The following is a 16744-nucleotide window of genomic DNA, read 5'->3' as shown; positions in this document are numbered from 1 at the left end:
TTTTTCTTTTTGGCCCCGTATCGTTGACGTAACGTCTGCCCTCCAATATATTAGACAAATCAAAAGTTTCTCTCACTTTCTTGAGTCTTTCCCAAAAGTCGATTCATCTTTTATATATAGATTAGGTTAAAGAAAGGACACATTTTTAAAAAAAAGTTTGTTTCTGGACATAAAATTTATTATCAATTCAAAAAGCTAGACAAAGAAATCTCGTCTAGCTTACTCTTTTATTATTCATGCTTTTCCATTACTCAAAACCATAATACCCGCAAACTACATACCCAACTGATTTGGCCGCAACAAGAAGGCAGTCTTCATCAATATCAAATTTTGGATGGTGATTAAAATAGGCAGTCTCCTTGCCTTTTGGTTTACAGCCAATGTAAAAGAAACAACCAGGGATTTTTTCAAGATAATAAGCAAAATCCTCAGAACCGGAGAGCATCGGGTATTCCCCAACCTCTTTAATGTCCGGGTCGGTTATGTTTTTTAAGCTGGTGACCACCTTTTCTGTCACTTCCGGATCATTGTACAGCGGCGGATAATCAGCCGTATATGTAAGCTTACATTGTACGCCAAATTCCGTCTCAATGCCTTTTACTATTCTATGTACTTCTTTCTCGATAATCTGCTGCGTTTCAACCGTCATATAGCGGACGTCCCCTTCAAGCTCGACACAATCTTTAATCACATTGAAGGTGCCTTTACCATCGAATGAGCCGATCGTAATGACTCCCATCTCAAAAGGATTGATCCGGCGGCTGATTACTGTTTGTACCGCTGTTACAAAATGGGCTCCAGCAACAATTGCATCATTTGCCAAATGTGGAGATGACCCATGGCCACCTTTACCTTGAATGATTAATTTGAAAAATGACCTGCCTGCTAACGCATATCCGCTTCTGTAGCCAACAAAGCCTGCTGGATGGGTAGGGAATATGTGAATACCATAAATATTGTCTAAATCGTCCAGCACACCGGCTTCCACAATGCTTTTCGCTCCCCCAGGAGGTGCTTCCTCCGCATGCTGATGAATAATTTTAATTGTTCCGGCGAGTGAATCCTTTAATTGGATCAAACAATCCGCCAAAACAAGCAAGTAGGCAGTATGGGCATCATGGCCACAAGCGTGCATTACCCCTTCATTTTTCGATTTAAAGGGTACATCTGTTTCCTCCAAAATCGGAAGTGCATCGAAATCTGCCCGAAGAGCAATCGTTTTTCCCGGATTACCCCCTTTAATTGTCACGATAATCCCATAGCCGTTTCCTGCATTCCTAAGGATGTCAACATCTTTTCCTTTATAAAAATCGGCAATATATTGAGCGGTTTTCTCCTCTTTAAAAGAAACTTCCGGATTTTCGTGTAAATAACGGCGAATTTGAACCATTTCATCTTTGCGGGCTTCTAACATGCTCATTAATTGTTCTCTCATTTCATCCCTCACAAAGTTTTTATATAATGATTTAAGTGCCTCAGCTCGAAGCATTTAGCGACAACAGCTATTTCATTATTCTGCAAAAAATCATATTTATAATACCCTAATTTTTAAATGATATGACAAGGTTCATCACTTTTATGGATTCTGTCCACATAATAGTAAAATCAGTTGATATAACAGAGCCCATCGTAGGATAAGTTCATTCCATTTTGAATTTCACACTAAAAGATGATCCGTATATGGAAATGTCATTAAGAGTGCTACAGAATTTCACTTGCCAATTGTTTAATTAACAGCTGAACAAGCAAATTTACGTTGGAAAGAGTTAAATCTACCAAATGATATCTCCATAGCTTTTGAACCTACTTCCGGAAGCTATGTGGGGCAAGTTTTTTTATTCCTGATACAAATCAAAAAACTCGCTCCTTGTATTAGGAGCGAGTTGAAAGTAATGTTGTGTGGGAGGATTCCCAATGCTTAGAGTGATGGACCGGATTTTCCCGGTAAAAATAATTTACAGCATCAACAAGCGCAAAAAAGTAATATCTTATATAAATAGTAGATGAATATAATATTATTTAGTTAACACAATTTTTATTTGATTTCCTGAAGGATCTTCAGTCTATGACATTATCTTCTTCTGTAAATGGAAATCCTAACCGCTTTAATTCTGATTTTGCATTGTTAAATTCATCTTCCGTAAAATGTGTCGTATAATACTTTAAACCTAAGGCGTTTTCTGGTGGACTAGGTAATCCCTTCCCAGCCCAAGTGTTCATCCCGATATGATGATGATAGTCATCTTTGGAAACAAATAACATCTGAGAATCCTTAGATACCACATCAAATCCTAATGCATCCACATAGAATTTTTCTGAGTCCTCTATATTAGATACTTGTAAATGCATATGACCTAGTCTTGTTTCACTAGGTAATCCTTCCCATTTGTCTGCTTTTATTTCAGACAGTAAGTTATTAATATCTAGCGGATAAGTTCCTCCGACATATCCACCTTTTTCATCTTCTAACCAAAGGTCCGGATCTGTATCCACATAAATTTCTATTCCATTATTATCAGGATCTGCAAGGTAAATGGCTTCACTGTATTGATGATCGGAAACCCCTTGAAGTGGATATTCAGATTCTATTAAATATTTTAATACCAAAGCCAGTTCTTCCCTATTTGGCACTAAAATAGCAAAATGAAACAAACCAGTTGTTCTAAATGGACGCTCCACAAACGAGTTCTCTTCAATTAATGTTAAAATTGGCGTTGTTCCATCTGTTGTTAATTCAGCAGTCCTTTCGTTCCTTTCTAACAATTTGAAACCAATTATCTCTTGATAAAAGCGTAATGAGTTATCTAAATCAGAAACCGATAATTCCACGTAACCAAGTCTAGGCTCCATTTCTCCGGTATAATTTAATTGTTTAGCATCCCTTTCCCAAGGCTTAAGTGTTACAAGTACTAAAACTATCACTGTTAGTACAACAATGGATAACCAAATAATATTCTTTTTAATAAGCATTTCTTAACCCTCTCTATATCTCTTTCCATTCCGTTAGAAATTCTATGAAAACCCTTATTTTATTGCTCTTCTATAAGAATTAATCAGCCTGTAATTGAATTAATTACATGTAACTATTATATTTACATGATTTTCTGCTGTCAACAAAAGCAGTTTTAATCTATACGTTTTTTAGGATATAATAAGCTTGTAATCAAATTAATTACATGATGGAATCCTTAAGTTATTTGTTTTAAAATAAAGAAGGAAGGTGACTTAAAATGTCCATCAGTAGCCGATTATCCGTTGGAATTCATATAATGGCTCTAATTGAAATAAATAAAAATGGAGTGAGCTCATCTCAATTTTTAGCGGAGAGTGTTAACACGAACCCAGCAGTGATTAGAAAAATTATGGGGATGCTAAAAAAAGCCGGGTTAATAGAAGTACATCCTGGTATCGCGGGAGCTAAACTAGCAAAGGAACTATCTGACATAACAATGCTTGACGTCTATAAGGCAGTTAATGTTGTGCAAGATAAAGAGTTATTCAGCTTACATGAAAATCCAAATCCAGAATGTCCCGTAGGCAGGAACATCCAAAATACAATAGAACCATTATTTTCAGCTGCGCAATTAGCTATGGAGAAAGTTTTGGAGAATGTAAACTTAGAGAGTGTTGTGAGGGATATTGTCAATAAAGAGAATATAAACTGTTGATAAAAGGCATTCTAAAAGGAATGTCTTTAATATGTTGTTCAAGATAATGGCCAAAACAAAAATTAGCGTGTCTCTCATTTGAGAGAGATGATTGAAATCTAAAATCCTTATTTACTTATAATACGGTTCCCAATAATGTTTAAAAAAGCCCTGTAGTTTTTCTACAGAGTTTTCGAAAAAGCAAACTCAGATTTCATTCATCATTTCTTATAATATTCTACTCTACTTCAATCGTAATCACTTCTCCATTAGAATGAATTTCAGAGAGATCCACACCATTTGGAATCGTCCATGATTTCACACGTTCAGCGCCTCTAATTTCTTTAATTTTGTTCGTTTGAAGGCGGACTTCTTGAACCTCTTCTCCACTGAAATCAATGTCCGCATTAAGTAGTAGCCTTTTTGAAACAAACTTTTATTTGTTTATCTGAATAAGGGTGTAATTTATTCTTAAAATAAAGTATAGTTAATTGTCTAATAAGATAAGCCTCTGATTAAGGATGTGTCAACATGCGTATTAATAAATTTATAAGCGATTCTGGAGTAGCATCTAGGCGGGGAGCAGATAAATTAATTACCGATGGAAGAGTTATGATAAATGGTAAACGTGCAACAATAGGCAGCCAAGTTAATCCCGGGGATGACGTTCTTGTAAATGGTAATCTAATCCGAGTAGCAAGGAACAATGTCTATATTGCCTTAAATAAACCTGTCGGCATTACGAGTACAACCGAAAAAGGTGTAAAGGGAAATATTGTTGATTTGGTCAACCATCCATTAAGAATATTTAATATTGGGCGCCTGGATAAAGATTCAGAGGGCTTAATACTTCTTACGAACGATGGCGACATTGTTAACGAAATTCTGCGTTCAGAAGGTAAGCATGAGAAGGAATATATTGTTTCTGTGGACAAGCCCATTACTCCTGAGTTCTTGAAGAAGATGTCAGAGGGAGTCAAAATATTAGGGACAAAAACACTTCCTTGTAAAGTAACCCAATTATCTAAATTTGATTTTCAAATCATTTTAACACAGGGCCTTAATCGTCAAATTCGCCGCATGTGTGCTGAATTGGGATACGATGTTTACAGTTTGCAAAGAATCCGAATCATGAATATTCATTTAGGCAATCTTCCTCCTGGACAATGGAGAGACTTATCCAAAAAAGAGCGAACTCAATTATTTAGAGAATTAAACTATGAGCCAAGAGAATGGTAAAAACTGCGGAAGATAAAATTTAGATAGAATCATAATTGGTTTATTGTATAGCCAAATGGACAATCAAAAATAATAAATCTTAGTGCTTCTTTCCCAGAAAGAAGCACTAAGAAGATATGCAAGCGGTCAATCTATCCCCTTAAGAACCTCATTTACTTATGATACGATTCACCGTAATATAAAAAAATGAGGTAAGCATTACATAATCCTCTTTCAACTTAGATTGTAATGTCTATTTCCACCTCTCCAATTTATGAAGATTTTTTACAAACATTCCTGCCAATAACTTCGGAAAACCCATTTCGATGCATTTATCTTTTACAAATTGTTTCATTTCATCTACAGAAATGTCCTTTTGCGTGAATTCCCCTTCTTGATAACAATGCATACAGTACATAGAACTTTTATCTAAATTCTTCTCCGTACCACGATCTTCAATTTTTTTTAATGGCATAGCACAGCTTTGGCACTTTTTATATTCTTTCATTCTATCACCTCAAATTGTACTTCAATTAAGCTTCTAATGTTTTATAAATTTTTTTGACTCTTTTTAGTTGAGGAGCTGTTAGGTATTTTTCTCTTTTTCGTAACACATTCAATAATTCCTCTTTATTTTCATCTGTTACGGCTAAAAGCGTGCTTTCCGAGTGTTGAGGAATTTCCTTTGGTCTGCAATTCTCAAGGTGATGGAGTAAGAAAGGAAAAATCACATCATTGTTTTCCTTACTGACGGCTGCTAGCTTCGCAAGAGTTAGGACACCCTTATCAATTGTAATAACCGAACCGATTTCCATCGCACTATTTAATGTGTCAAGATGAGCCATAATAGTTTCTGATGCTACCTCAGCAATCGTTGCTAATGCCGTCATTCCACCCCACACCAAACGATTATTACGGCTTTTTAACAACTCTATAAAAGTTAGAGCATATTTACTAATGAGTTCTGGTTTAACTTGTCCAATTTCGTACGCTACTTTAATACAATCGTATTGAATCTTTTTATCTTTGCTAGATAAGTTTTCAATTATTTCTTCTATGCCTGCATGATTTTCTTCATTAGCTAATTCATGTGCCAGCTCAATATTTGGTACTTCATCATCTCGACTGAGTTGAGAAGCTAACAGGTTCACTACTGACATCATTATCCCTCATTTCAAATTTAATTCTTTTGTACATACATTATCACATTTAATCTGACACCATTATGTCGTATATGCTAATATTTATCGCAAATTTCCTTTGCTCTTTCTTTTATAATTTCCCTGATATGTTGTGGATTAAGTACTTCAACCTGATCCCCTAGACTTAAAATCATACGATAAACCCATTCATCTTCTGGCAATGTTTCAGTCAAATAAATCCACCCGTCATCACTGAATTCCAAATTATCAAATTCAAAATAATCCTCTAACTCATTTAAGGCATGTTGAGTGAACTTCAGACTCACAGGGACCATTTCACAATCGTGCTGATAAAAGTTATACTCCCTAGCATGTTCTCTTTGTTCAATATCTTGGTTTGTGAGTTTTATGTGTCTTATTTGACCTCCAGATGGCTTTTCTGCTCCTCGTCCAAATTTGAACTTATTTCTTCTTTACTTATTATATAAGCTGCGTATAAATCATCTAATCCAAAGCTATCATTAACAATTTGCGTAAAAATGCTAACCCCAGACGAACTAAAATTAGAAAATTGTAAAAAATGAGAATCCTTTTATATTTAACATCTTTCAGTAATTAAAACAAGGGGCTAAAATCATTAGATGGAAGTTTCACTTTTTACCCATTTATAATAATTCCACCGTTTACATGAAGAATTTGTCCTGTTACATATGAGGAGTCGTCTGACGCCAAATAAACATAAGCAGGTGCCAGTTCAAAAGGTTGTGCAGCACGTTTCATTGGAGTGTCACTTCCAAATGTTGCATAAGTTTCTGGTGGACCACTTGAAGGGATAAGGGGGGTCCATACAGGTCCTGGAGCAACGCCATTGACCCGGATTCCTTGATTAATGGCGGATAATGCTAACGAGCGGGTGAATGAAACGATTGCTCCCTTGGAAGCGGCATAATCGATAGCGTATCCAAGTCCGGTGTATGCAGCGATTGAGGTTGTATTGATAACGGAGCTTCCTTTTTTAAGATAGGGAATAGCTGCTTGTGTAAGATAAAAATATGAAAAAATGTTTGTTTGAAAAGTACGTTTAAGCTGCATTACTGATATGTCGCTGATGCTTGCTTGTGAATGTGCTTCCCCTGCATTATTGACCAGGATTTCAAGATGGCCAAATGCTTCAATTGTCTTCTGAACGACATAATGACAAAACTCCTCATCCCCAATATCTCCTGCGATTGTCAAGCATTGTCTTCCCAATTGGTTAACTCTGTCTTTTGTTTCGAATGCATCCCCATGCTCATTTAAATAAACAATAACAACATCCGCACCCTCTTTTGCAAAAGCAATGGCGACAGCCCGGCCGATACCGCTGTCTCCTCCAGTTATGATGGCAGCTTTATTCAATAGTTTGTTGCTTCCAGTATAATAAGGATTTTCGGAGATAGGTCTTGGAATCATCAAAGATTCAATACCTGGCTGCTGGGGCTGGAATTGTGGGGGAAATGTAACAGGTACTGTTTCGCACTTTTTTACATACCCAAAATGCTGATACATAATAAAGCCTCCTTTGGTTATGTGTTATTTAGCATATTCTTAAAAAGATTATAGGTGAATGCCTAAGTCTTACTGTTTTTGAACTTTTGATTCAATACTAAGGTTGAATAGAAACAGTGATTCGATAAGGTATATTTTTCTTGAATAGGTGGAAATTAAAGATGGCTTTTAGCAATTAATTTCCATAGAGGAGGCAGTTGGGGTGAAAACAAAAAAATGGATGTTATGCTTAGGTGCCATTCTAGCGTTCATTTTAGCTTTAAATAAACCGGTATATGCTTTTATTCCTTCTAAAGATCAAATTGTAAAACCTGATAAGGTAACATGGCAGAAGGACCAAGATCAACCTGCTTTTGACCTCTGGGGAAAAACCTTCTCACGTAAAGAGGCCCATGATTTAATGCAAACAGCAAAGGGAAGAGAACTATTATCTCCTAAGAATGGTGCTGTAAAAATTGATCAAGCTCTATTAGATTTAGGTAGAAAGTCATTTTACGTAGAAACATTTGGAAATGAAGTTTTTTTATCTGATATTCTTGGTGCTTTTAACGGTCCGCTCACAATTGAAAATTTTCAGAAAGCAATAAAAGAGTTAAACGGTAAGGGAACAACGAATTTACAGGTCGAATTAGCAGAAACAGTAACAATCGGGGGGAAAACATACAAAAAAGGAACAAAAGTGGATACCGGATTTGATGTGGTAAAAGGTTCTAACAAAGTTCTTGGTTTGCCGATTGTAAGATCAGAGGAAAAGTTAAAAGTAGGACTTAGCTGTGCAGCATGCCATGCCACTGTTGATCCTATTAATCACAAAGTAATCGAAGGGGCTGTTAATACGGATGCTAATTTCGGGCTTCTTCTTGCTTTAGGTACTAACACAACAGCTTACTTTGCACGTACTGAAATTGCATCTTTAAAGGATTATATAAAAAACTTAGAGAAAACGGTTGTAACTAGTGAAGGGAAAAAGGAACCCTTACCGGATTCCAAAGCGTTGGAGGCGGCTGTTGACGAAAGTGTAATCAAATGGCCAAAGGGAAACTTTGATATTACCAGTGATTTTGTTAGTAATCCCACTCAGATTCCGGATTCGTTCACTTTAGGGGATCATCCTTACAGCTGGAGTGGCTTTGCAATGGCTGGACCGTTTAAAGGGTTAAGTACGTTAAATAATGCTGTTCATGCCCAAGGTTCTGATTTGACGACAATTGCCGAAGCCAGTCGAGCTCTTTTTGGAATCGACAAAGAGGTGTATTTAGGAACTATTTTGCAGAAAGCGGCGAATCTTAAATATCGGTTTGATCCGGCTAAAGGGAAAAAGCCTTCAGAATTTTTTGCACAAGTCGATCCTAACCCGGATGCTCCTGGCGTAAACAAAGCGATTAAATTACCAACCTATCCGAGGTCTTCACTTATATCACCGAATGGGCTGATCGTCAGTTCGCCAGGAACGAATGTCGGGGAACAAAACAACGGAATGTCAGCGTTTCAAAATACCCTGGTTCCTCCGAAAACACCGATTAAGATAACAGATGAGGAAAAGCAATTAGGCAAACAGGTATTTGCACGCGGGTCCTGTATATCGTGTCATGCAGGAAGTTTTTATACCAATAATCAAATTATAGCAGTGGAAAAAATCGGTACGGAACCAACGCGAGCGATTGGTCTAAGAAAAGTTGGCGAGTTTTTGACAGACCCCGTTATATATTCACCTGATACACCTGTGCCTGTACCAAAAAGCGCACTATTGTTAAAAGTTCCGACTCAAGGATTAGACCCTGGGCAAATTAATCTTGCATTTGGAATTGGAAATACAATGGGGGGCTACAAGGTCCCTAGTCTTATTGGCCTTTATTGGTCTGCGCCATATCTCCATGACGGTGGTGTCGCAGTTGGAGCAAACACTAAAAGTCAATTAGGAATAGAAGGTACATTAAATAATAGTATTTTACCTGATCCGTATAACAGTTTGCGCGCATTAGTTGACAAAAACTTGAGAACTCAAGTCATAAAAGCCAATCAATCTGCAGAAAGCCTAAGGAAATCAAATGTAACAGGGGAAGGGCATGAATATTGGGTAGATGCTTCAACAGGTTTTTCTCAACAAGAACAAGATGCTTTGATAAAGTATTTGCTAACATTGAAATAACCCTCTTAAAGACAGGCAGTTATAATCAACGCCTGTCTTTAAGATGATGTAATTATTTTATTGGATAATTAAGGTTCTCCCAAAAAACCTCATTTACTTATGATACGGTTCCCCGTAACGCATCTAATTGAGGTTCCAACAAAAAGAATGCTAAGATCAAAGCACCCAAGACCCATCTCACATCTTTTTCAATAAGAACTCTTATCCTTAATTAAGTAACCAACGAAAGTAATATAAGCGAGATTCTCCGGTTAAATACAGAACGGAGCTCGTTTCGGCGTAAATAAGGGAAGGTTTTCCGACTATACAAAGCAACCCCCCCATTTTCACGTTTTTCGAGTCAATAGGCGGAATCTCTCCGTCTATTTAAGCTATTTTTGATTTTAATTACTAATTAAGAGGATTTTTTCCGACTATTTATCTGACCGGGTGCTTAACCTGATCCCCAACCAATAGGGAAGACTTTCAGGTTAGGCAGGTCGTAGATCTTCCAATGATTAAGCCGCTATTTGCCAATTATTAAACTGAAATGACGCCGAGCTGCTTCATTAAGCCCAGATCATCCCTATGCAGCCATACTTCGGCAATCTTCCCGTTCTCCAAGCGAAAAATATGAACGTTTTGTATAACCACTGACTTCCCTGTTGCAGGGATGTTCAGCATCTGGCCTTTGTGCGTCCCGGTAAAGGTAGTCTGGACTACTACTTTATCGGCTTCCTCAATAACTTGCCCCAACTGGAAATGCAAATCTGGGAAAGCGGAAAGATACATTTTCGTCATTTCGATTGCCTGCTCTAACGTCATATACTCCTCTCCACCTGCATGATGTATCACAAATTTCGGATGAATAATCTCTCCTATCTGATCAAAGTTCGCGTTGTTGTGAACTTCATCAAAATAAATACGTATGAGTTCCGTATGACTTGTTGACATTAGAATTCCTCCCTCTTCACCGTAACCAACAGATTACAACCACTTACTTTTATCACGGGGCCTCGCTGCAAACATTAAAGAAACATCTAGTAATGTAATTACTTCCTCTACATTAAGCAATCTTTTCATAGTTTCTGGATTGTGATCATTGCTTAACCTGCTTGCGCGAAGCCCCGTCATCCCATTCCAGATTAACTACTCAAGCTTTGACTCCCATATTTTTAGGTTGGATATAAAAGATTTTAAAAAGCAATGCGATAAATCCTTTTAATTTATGAGTTCAAAATTTAACTTTTGGTTGCCCAAACGCGTCTGCCGTCAGGTCGGATTATCACCACAATACCATCGTCCTGGACAACCAGCCGGCTGCCAGGGTGCGTCCATGTATCAGATGACCAGATAGCTTTATTGGCTGCATCATAGATTACCAGATTGCCGTCCCCTTGCATGATGCATACTCCACCAGGACCACCTGTTCTTGAAGACCAGATTGCCTCCGGCTTTCCATTGATAGTTTGTGGCGGATTCGCAATGTTGCAGGCGCGTAGTTCGGCGTTGGCCTGACTAATCTGTGTGTTCAGATTACGAATTATGACCGCTAGAGCAGGACCTCTGATTCCTCCTAGTTCACCCTGAAGATCTTTTAGCTCCATCTCTAGTTCCTTTATCTTGTTATCTATGAGCTTGCACTGCGGAGCGAGGGCAACTATAACTTTATTGTTTTTATAGAGCACTAGATTCCCATCACTCTGAAAGACGAAAGTATACATTCCGTTTGCTGATTGTATAGGCCGATCAATCGCAAGTACCTCCCCTGCCAGCATATCATTCCCTTCTGCAGCGGGACCTGACTGGAGCAGCCAAAGCCCATGAATAGGCTTCCATGGATGTCGTTCCCAATCACTCCACCAGCTTTCTGCCTCAGAAGGGACTAATCCACCCGCCTGCTTTCGTTCCTGTACGATGTCCTTAAGCGTATTCTTGAGGGCACGGACCTCTAGCAATGCCTGCAAATCAGGTTTCATAGTCGGCGCGGGATGCACTGGGCGACCACTGTCATCATATTTCAGGAGGAAACCATTGGCTGCGTATTCCAGCCCCCAAATGGCCAATCGGGTCCGAACAATCAAGCTAGTGCGACGTTGATCAGCGTACTCCTCTGTAAGCCCTCGATACTCCATCGGTTTTCGCTCCTTAGCCTGCAAAGTATCATCCGCCCGCATGTAACCATGCGCCATCCGGATATCAATTAGGCCAGGGTCAATGGTCATGATGTCGTGGATGTCGAAGTTAGGCTGAATAATGGTCACATTCACACCCCAGCCACGCGGTGGGTCTATCTCGTTCAGAACATTCTCGTCTGTCATAATGTCATTAGCAGCACGGCTCGCCACATCGAGGATATTAGCCACCCCCGTATTAAATGACGAAAGAAGCTTACCAGTCGCAACACTACGTGCGCTGTCCACCTTGCTATCGGAGGCTAAAATCGCGTAAACGTCGGTGGCTCCTGACTGAATAGCGACTTGGATCGGAACGATTTCCCGCACACCACCGTCTACGTAGTTTTCTTTGCCGATCGAAACTGGCGGAAAGGCTAAAGGAATCGAAGCAGAAGCAATCGTGCCTGTTATTAGACTGACACGTAACGGGCTGGGCTTTGTCGGCGGCGGATAGGTGACTTTGCAATTACTCAGTTCGCTGGCCAGTCTAGAAATTTCTGAGTTGAGTTCACGCATTTTTTTGACAATTGCTGGTTTTCCGTTCACTGACTCTTGCAGTAGAGCCTGAAAGTTGTCGGCCTCTTTCTTCAGTTCCTCTATCTTCGCAGCGATGGTTTGGCATTGTGGAGCAAGGTTGGCCAACGGCGCCAGAACTGGCGTGTTGTTGTCGCGTTCTAACATTTCTCCAGTTTCAGTCACATAGCGCAGAGCCCCACTCTCTAATGCTACTGTCGCTAGACGCAACTTAATACCACTCTTTTGCACCTTTTCCAAATCGAGCTTGGACCGGTCGCTCAGCTTGGCATTAATAGGCCCAAGATTATAGAGCGAACGTGAACTGCCTTTCACTACTTTACCGAGTTCATCTGTAACATATCCTATATCTCCGATAGCCTCTAGCATTTCCCAGGTGTATACAATATGATCGAAGAAGTTGTTGTTCGGTTTCCTTTTCAAAAAAGCGGCGAGCTTTGAGTTTTGGATATTCGACAACCAGGCTTCCTCTTTCCACATATCAGAGTTGCTTTGCATATCACGCCAGAGTTTGATCAGCCCATTAAGACCTCGATTGGGGTCCCCTATTGGAGTGAAGTACTCTTTTCGAGGGGTGCCCCCTTTTAGTATGGGCTCCCCTTCTCGAGCAGAGTATTCTTCTCCCTCAGCCAGCTTAATCGCATTGATTGAACCAACTGAACAGCCAGCCAAGATGGCAGGTCGAATATTTTTTTGCTCGTAAAGGTAACGTACTGCGCCAACCTGGAAGTCACCTCGTGCCCCTCCACCACTAAACACAATTCCAACAGTCATAATCTCTCCTCCATATTTATTTATTAGCCCCCCGGCATACGCTGAGGTAGATCGAACAAGATTTTCTTGAGCCTTATGACAAGGCTTATACAAAAGGTATTTAATGAACTAACGAAATATACGTTATCAAATTGAGAAGCGACACTTCATTAAGCCATAGCCTGTCATTCTGGCGAGAGATAAAAGTCAGTAGGTATTTAAATAAGCTCACCAAACAATCCAGATGTTTCCATACTGGATGGATTAGCGGTTTCACTTTTTCCAAGAAAGAAACATGTTGGTGTGCTGCACATTTAGTTACTTAATCACGATCCTTCACGGACTAATACTTGATATAGGAGCTCTAATGCTTTATTCAAATGCCGATAATAAGTGGCCGTTGATAAATTTAAGCTTTTAGCTGCTCGTTCAAGCGGTCGAACTCCTTCTATATAAGTAGTGGTTAACAACTTACCCAACATTTCTTCTTGCTCGTTGCCTTCGGTTAAGCAACGGATCGCTTCACCTAAATCATTCTTTGCATTATAGCCTGCTTTCTCGCCTGAAATGTCTGGTGCCAATCGATGCGGAAACAATCTACCGTAAGTCTGGATTAATAAAGGTTTGCTGGGAAGAACAGCCCAATGCTTCAAGATGTCTTTGAGCCCCTGAATGTATGGCTCCGCTTTCATTAAAGTGGAAGCTACTGCCGTAGAACGCTGGTTAACGGATCTATCCAGCTTTGTGATGAAGTCCTCTTTTCTTAAATCGAGCACGTAAGCCTGATAATCAGTACCGAGTTCAATGGTTGTATCCGCCCAGGCTGCACGTTCAAATCCGCAAAGCTCAAATACGGGAAACCACTCTCTCCAGGAAGTTAAGGCCAAGATCCACTCGGGGCTGCAGTAATGATTGAGTAAAGTGTGGATGAAATAAGATCGATACCGCCACTCAAGCTGGGGATCGATTCCTACTAACGCTATTAAATAGGCATTCGGGATGGGCTCCCATCCGTTGATGAACGGTTGTAACAGGGGGTCACTTTTTATTTCCTTTATGACTTGTTCATCGTGTAGGGGGATTTTGCCGAAAAAAGCTACAATGTTATCGTTTCTCCATATCGTAATAAAGGCGGAAGGTGCAACTTCCCATAGTTTGCTTATCCGATTTACTAGCGGCAGCAAGTCGACACGAGAAGTAGAAGTAAATTGGTGTGATTTGATGTATAAATCTCGGATAACCGGTAGGTCGCATTCTCGACATTGGCGAACTTCCATATCGTCCATATGTCCATAAAAACAAAGCGTACGAACGAGCGGGTGCTCGTGTAAATTTAGTTTATCCAAAGGCGGCCTCTGACCCAGAAGCGGATTCAAACTTTCTTCCATACGAATATACTGCAGCGCTTTGGATCGCATTTGTTCGTAGGTATTTGGCTTACGAAGCATGAAATCTTCCAGCGTCCATGCTCTGACAGCGTCATGAAGCATCCAGCCATCTTCCTTCATGATTACGAATGGCATTCCGACGAACTGACGAAACGCATCTGCCTCCAGCCCCGTGTCCATGATCGCTTCAAGTCTTTCTTCATTGAATCTCCAATAAACAGATGCAGCCTCGAGCATCCGATGCACAAAGGGAGGTTGCCCAAGTAGCATTTCACTCATCAGGACGGATATGAGTTGGAATTGTTTGTCGCGTTCCAACCGCCTGAGGTCATTACCCATTAGTATCGTTTCTGCGGCAAGAACCATTGCGAGCGGTACGCCCCTGGAAAAACGAAAAAGCTCAGTGTGACTGTCAATATCGGTAAGTCCACACTCCTTTGCGTATGACCCCACCTCGGTAAGGGTTAGCGCTTGAAGCTGAGTCATATGAATTCGGCCGGTCCATTCAGAACGCAGCCAGCTACCAGTGAGCAAATTACGGCCAGCCGTAACGATCTGAAACGACGCATCCAACGAGTTAAGCCAATTCAAAAACCAATAGGAGATAGAATGACAATGGTCGAATTCATCAATAACGATAACTGCGTGGTTGCCTAAAGAACGCGAACGCCGGTTCATACAGCGGGCAATCCCTTCCGAATCCTCAGTAAAGTAGGATTCGCCAGCGTTACGAAGTTGTGCAGCTAACTGTACCAGAACATCCTCCTTCTGTTGGATCACTTTACTTCCGTCTACGTAATAGAAATGATATCCTTCTGTTTCCGTCATGAATCGCCGAAGAAGCGTAGATTTTCCAATGCCGCTTTGTCCATATATATGAAGCCAGCGCCACAACCAATCTCCTTTCACGTGTTGCCGCAACAGATCCATTTCATGTACACGGCCGACAAAACATGCCCACCCCAATTGAAATGTTTCCCCATATGACATTTGATCCCCCCTATAGACTACTAATTATTTCCAGTATATACAATCTAGTCTGATATCTCATCATATTATTGAGAGTAAATTGAGAGTATGTTGAGACGCAATTCTATTATAAACACCTTCATTATTTAGGTAAGCTCTAACAATTCCTATTTTACATTCATCATCATATGTAGCTATAGAAAACACCCCCGAGAGTAAGAGTTTTTGGTCTAACTTTTGGGGGGCGTTTCACTTATGATACGGTTCTCCAACATGTATTAAATTGAGGTTTTTACTACCCTAGAAATCTAAATAAGTAGAATTTCATATACCCTTACATATGTATATTTGATGGGTTCATTATTAATTAAAAGTATGGAGGAATGGTATGAAAGTATTAAATAAAGTCATGGTCGTAACAGGGGCTGGTGGAGGGATTGGGAGAGAGCTTGTTTTCCAACTCTTGGAAAGGGGAGCTAAAGTCGCGGCCATCCTCAACAAATCCGGGCTAGAGGAAATAAAATCATTAGCTACAGTCTATGATGGCAAGATTTCAATACACATTGCTAATTTAACCAACAGAGATGATGTGGAAAGGCTTCCAGAGGAAATCATCGCCGTTCACGGATGCATAGATGGGATTATTAATAATGCGGGAATAATTCAGCAATTCCATAGTGTGAATGATCTTGACTATGAACAAATTCAAAGGGTTATGGATGTAAACTTTTACGGTACGCTCTTTATGTGTAAATCGTTCTTACCACACCTTTTAAAACGACCAGAGGCTCACATTACAAATGTTTCGAGCATGGGTGGATTTCTTCCTGTGCCACATCAATCGATTTACACAGCTTCAAAAGCAGCTGTCAAAATGTTAACAGAAGGTCTTCATTTAGAACTAAGAGATACCAATGTAGGCGTAACAGTCGTCTTTCCTGGTGGAGTCGACACTAACATCGTCCAAAATGCTGGAATTCAAATAGAAAGTGCTGGCAACCATTCATATAAGTTGCTCAGCCCAAATAAAGCAGCTGCAATCATTATTAAAGGCATGGAAAGTAAAAAATTCCGAGTATTAGCCGGAAATGATGCAAAAATAATGGACTTTTTATATCGTTTAAATCCAAAAAAAGCTGTGGACATCATTGCTAAAAAGATAAAAATACTTGAGAAAAAAGAATGACCCTCCAGCTAGGCTTGTCAAATAGAGTGTGTAAATTTTTGGTGAAAACCTTTG

The 16744-nt window shown here is 39.7% G+C and carries 13 protein-coding genes and 1 pseudogene; 4 read left to right on the top strand and 10 right to left on the bottom strand.

From position 1 onward, the window contains the following. Nucleotides 1-247: 247 nt before the first annotated feature. Together V7127_RS03280 and V7127_RS03275 are read right to left on the bottom strand one after the other, a co-directional pair. Nucleotides 248-1435 carry a M20 family metallopeptidase gene (locus tag V7127_RS03280; RefSeq protein WP_335483531.1) on the bottom strand — a complete coding sequence of 396 codons (1188 nt, stop codon included), beginning with the start codon at nt 1433-1435 and terminating at the stop codon, nt 248-250. A 623-nt stretch (nt 1436-2058) separates the two neighbouring features. Then, on the bottom strand, nt 2059-2970 hold the full coding sequence (locus tag V7127_RS03275) for a VOC family protein (protein WP_335483529.1): 912 nt from the start codon (nt 2968-2970) through the stop codon (nt 2059-2061). Between the two features lie 260 nt (nt 2971-3230). On the opposite strand from V7127_RS03275, the gene V7127_RS03270 reads away from it, so the two are divergent. Beyond that, nucleotides 3231-3668 carry an Rrf2 family transcriptional regulator gene (locus V7127_RS03270; RefSeq protein ID WP_335344742.1) on the top strand — a complete coding sequence of 146 codons (438 nt, stop codon included), beginning with the start codon at nt 3231-3233 and terminating at the stop codon, nt 3666-3668. Nucleotides 3669-4178: 510 nt separating this feature from the next. Then, on the top strand, nt 4179-4886 hold the full coding sequence (gene rluF, locus V7127_RS03265; protein WP_335483527.1) for a 23S rRNA pseudouridine(2604) synthase RluF: 708 nt from the start codon (nt 4179-4181) through the stop codon (nt 4884-4886). Nucleotides 4887-5118: 232 nt separating this feature from the next. Here rluF and V7127_RS03260 read toward each other — a convergent pair whose 3' ends face one another. The 4 genes from V7127_RS03260 to V7127_RS03245 all read right to left on the bottom strand — a co-directional run bounded on the left by V7127_RS03260 (nt 5119) and on the right by V7127_RS03245 (nt 7555). Next, on the bottom strand, nt 5119-5373 hold the full coding sequence (locus V7127_RS03260) for a zinc ribbon domain-containing protein (protein WP_335344740.1): 255 nt from the start codon (nt 5371-5373) through the stop codon (nt 5119-5121). A gap of 25 nt (nt 5374-5398) precedes the next feature. After that, nucleotides 5399-6028: a hypothetical protein gene (locus V7127_RS03255; protein ID WP_335483525.1), complete on the bottom strand. Its 630-nt coding sequence runs from the start codon at nt 6026-6028 to the stop codon at nt 5399-5401. 74 nt (nt 6029-6102) lie between these two features. Continuing rightward, nucleotides 6103-6417, bottom strand: a complete 315-nt coding sequence (locus V7127_RS03250; RefSeq protein ID WP_335483563.1) for a helix-turn-helix transcriptional regulator — start codon at nt 6415-6417, stop codon at nt 6103-6105. A 247-nt stretch (nt 6418-6664) separates the two neighbouring features. Then, the gene (locus tag V7127_RS03245; RefSeq protein WP_335344738.1) at nt 6665-7555 is read right to left on the bottom strand and encodes an SDR family oxidoreductase; all 891 of its coding nucleotides are present in this window, start codon (nt 7553-7555) and stop codon (nt 6665-6667) included. Nucleotides 7556-7775: 220 nt separating this feature from the next. On the opposite strand from V7127_RS03245, the gene V7127_RS03240 reads away from it, so the two are divergent. After that, nucleotides 7776-9704 carry an electron transport protein gene (locus V7127_RS03240; protein WP_438823964.1) on the top strand — a complete coding sequence of 643 codons (1929 nt, stop codon included), beginning with the start codon at nt 7776-7778 and terminating at the stop codon, nt 9702-9704. A gap of 519 nt (nt 9705-10223) precedes the next feature. Here the strand turns inward: V7127_RS03240 and V7127_RS03235 are convergent. From V7127_RS03235 to V7127_RS25840, 4 genes and pseudogenes are all read right to left on the bottom strand, one after another. Then, nucleotides 10224-10637, bottom strand: a complete 414-nt coding sequence (locus tag V7127_RS03235) for an ester cyclase (protein WP_310196776.1) — start codon at nt 10635-10637, stop codon at nt 10224-10226. 287 nt (nt 10638-10924) lie between these two features. Further along, complete coding sequence (locus tag V7127_RS03230) at nt 10925-13168, bottom strand: patatin-like phospholipase family protein (protein WP_335483521.1); 2244 nt, start codon at nt 13166-13168, stop codon at nt 10925-10927. A gap of 305 nt (nt 13169-13473) precedes the next feature. After that, the gene (locus V7127_RS03225) at nt 13474-14814 is read right to left on the bottom strand and encodes a hypothetical protein (RefSeq protein ID WP_335483519.1); all 1341 of its coding nucleotides are present in this window, start codon (nt 14812-14814) and stop codon (nt 13474-13476) included. A gap of 282 nt (nt 14815-15096) precedes the next feature. Continuing rightward, a pseudogene (locus V7127_RS25840) lies at nt 15097-15465 on the bottom strand (ATP-binding protein); the annotation flags it as partial. Between the two features lie 427 nt (nt 15466-15892). Here V7127_RS25840 and V7127_RS03220 point away from each other — a divergent pair. After that, nucleotides 15893-16690 (top strand): SDR family NAD(P)-dependent oxidoreductase, encoded by a 798-nt coding sequence (locus tag V7127_RS03220; RefSeq protein ID WP_335354120.1) that lies wholly within the window; start codon nt 15893-15895, stop codon nt 16688-16690. Nucleotides 16691-16744: the final 54 nt, after the last annotated feature.

It is taken from the genome of Bacillus sp. JJ1773, assembly GCF_036962035.1.
Taxonomy (GTDB): domain Bacteria; phylum Bacillota; class Bacilli; order Bacillales; family Cytobacillaceae; genus Cytobacillus.
Note: the sequence above shows the minus strand (reverse complement) of the source record. Positions and strands in the feature narration are given on the sequence as shown.

Coding starts and splice junctions, on each gene's coding strand:
- V7127_RS03225 (WP_335483519.1), bottom strand. CDS start 14,814: ATGAGTGAAATGCTACTTGGGCAACCTCCCTTTGTGCATCGGATGCTC.
- V7127_RS03280 (WP_335483531.1), bottom strand. CDS start 1,435: ATGAGAGAACAATTAATGAGCATGTTAGAAGCCCGCAAAGATGAAATG.
- V7127_RS03270 (WP_335344742.1), top strand. CDS start 3,231: ATGTCCATCAGTAGCCGATTATCCGTTGGAATTCATATAATGGCTCTA.
- V7127_RS03240 (WP_438823964.1), top strand. CDS start 7,776: ATGTTATGCTTAGGTGCCATTCTAGCGTTCATTTTAGCTTTAAATAAA.
- V7127_RS03275 (WP_335483529.1), bottom strand. CDS start 2,970: ATGCTTATTAAAAAGAATATTATTTGGTTATCCATTGTTGTACTAACA.
- V7127_RS03245 (WP_335344738.1), bottom strand. CDS start 7,555: ATGTATCAGCATTTTGGGTATGTAAAAAAGTGCGAAACAGTACCTGTT.
- V7127_RS03255 (WP_335483525.1), bottom strand. CDS start 6,028: ATGATGTCAGTAGTGAACCTGTTAGCTTCTCAACTCAGTCGAGATGAT.
- V7127_RS03230 (WP_335483521.1), bottom strand. CDS start 13,168: ATGACTGTTGGAATTGTGTTTAGTGGTGGAGGGGCACGAGGTGACTTC.
- rluF (WP_335483527.1), top strand. CDS start 4,179: ATGCGTATTAATAAATTTATAAGCGATTCTGGAGTAGCATCTAGGCGG.
- V7127_RS03220 (WP_335354120.1), top strand. CDS start 15,893: ATGAAAGTATTAAATAAAGTCATGGTCGTAACAGGGGCTGGTGGAGGG.
- V7127_RS03260 (WP_335344740.1), bottom strand. CDS start 5,373: ATGAAAGAATATAAAAAGTGCCAAAGCTGTGCTATGCCATTAAAAAAA.
- V7127_RS03235 (WP_310196776.1), bottom strand. CDS start 10,637: ATGTCAACAAGTCATACGGAACTCATACGTATTTATTTTGATGAAGTT.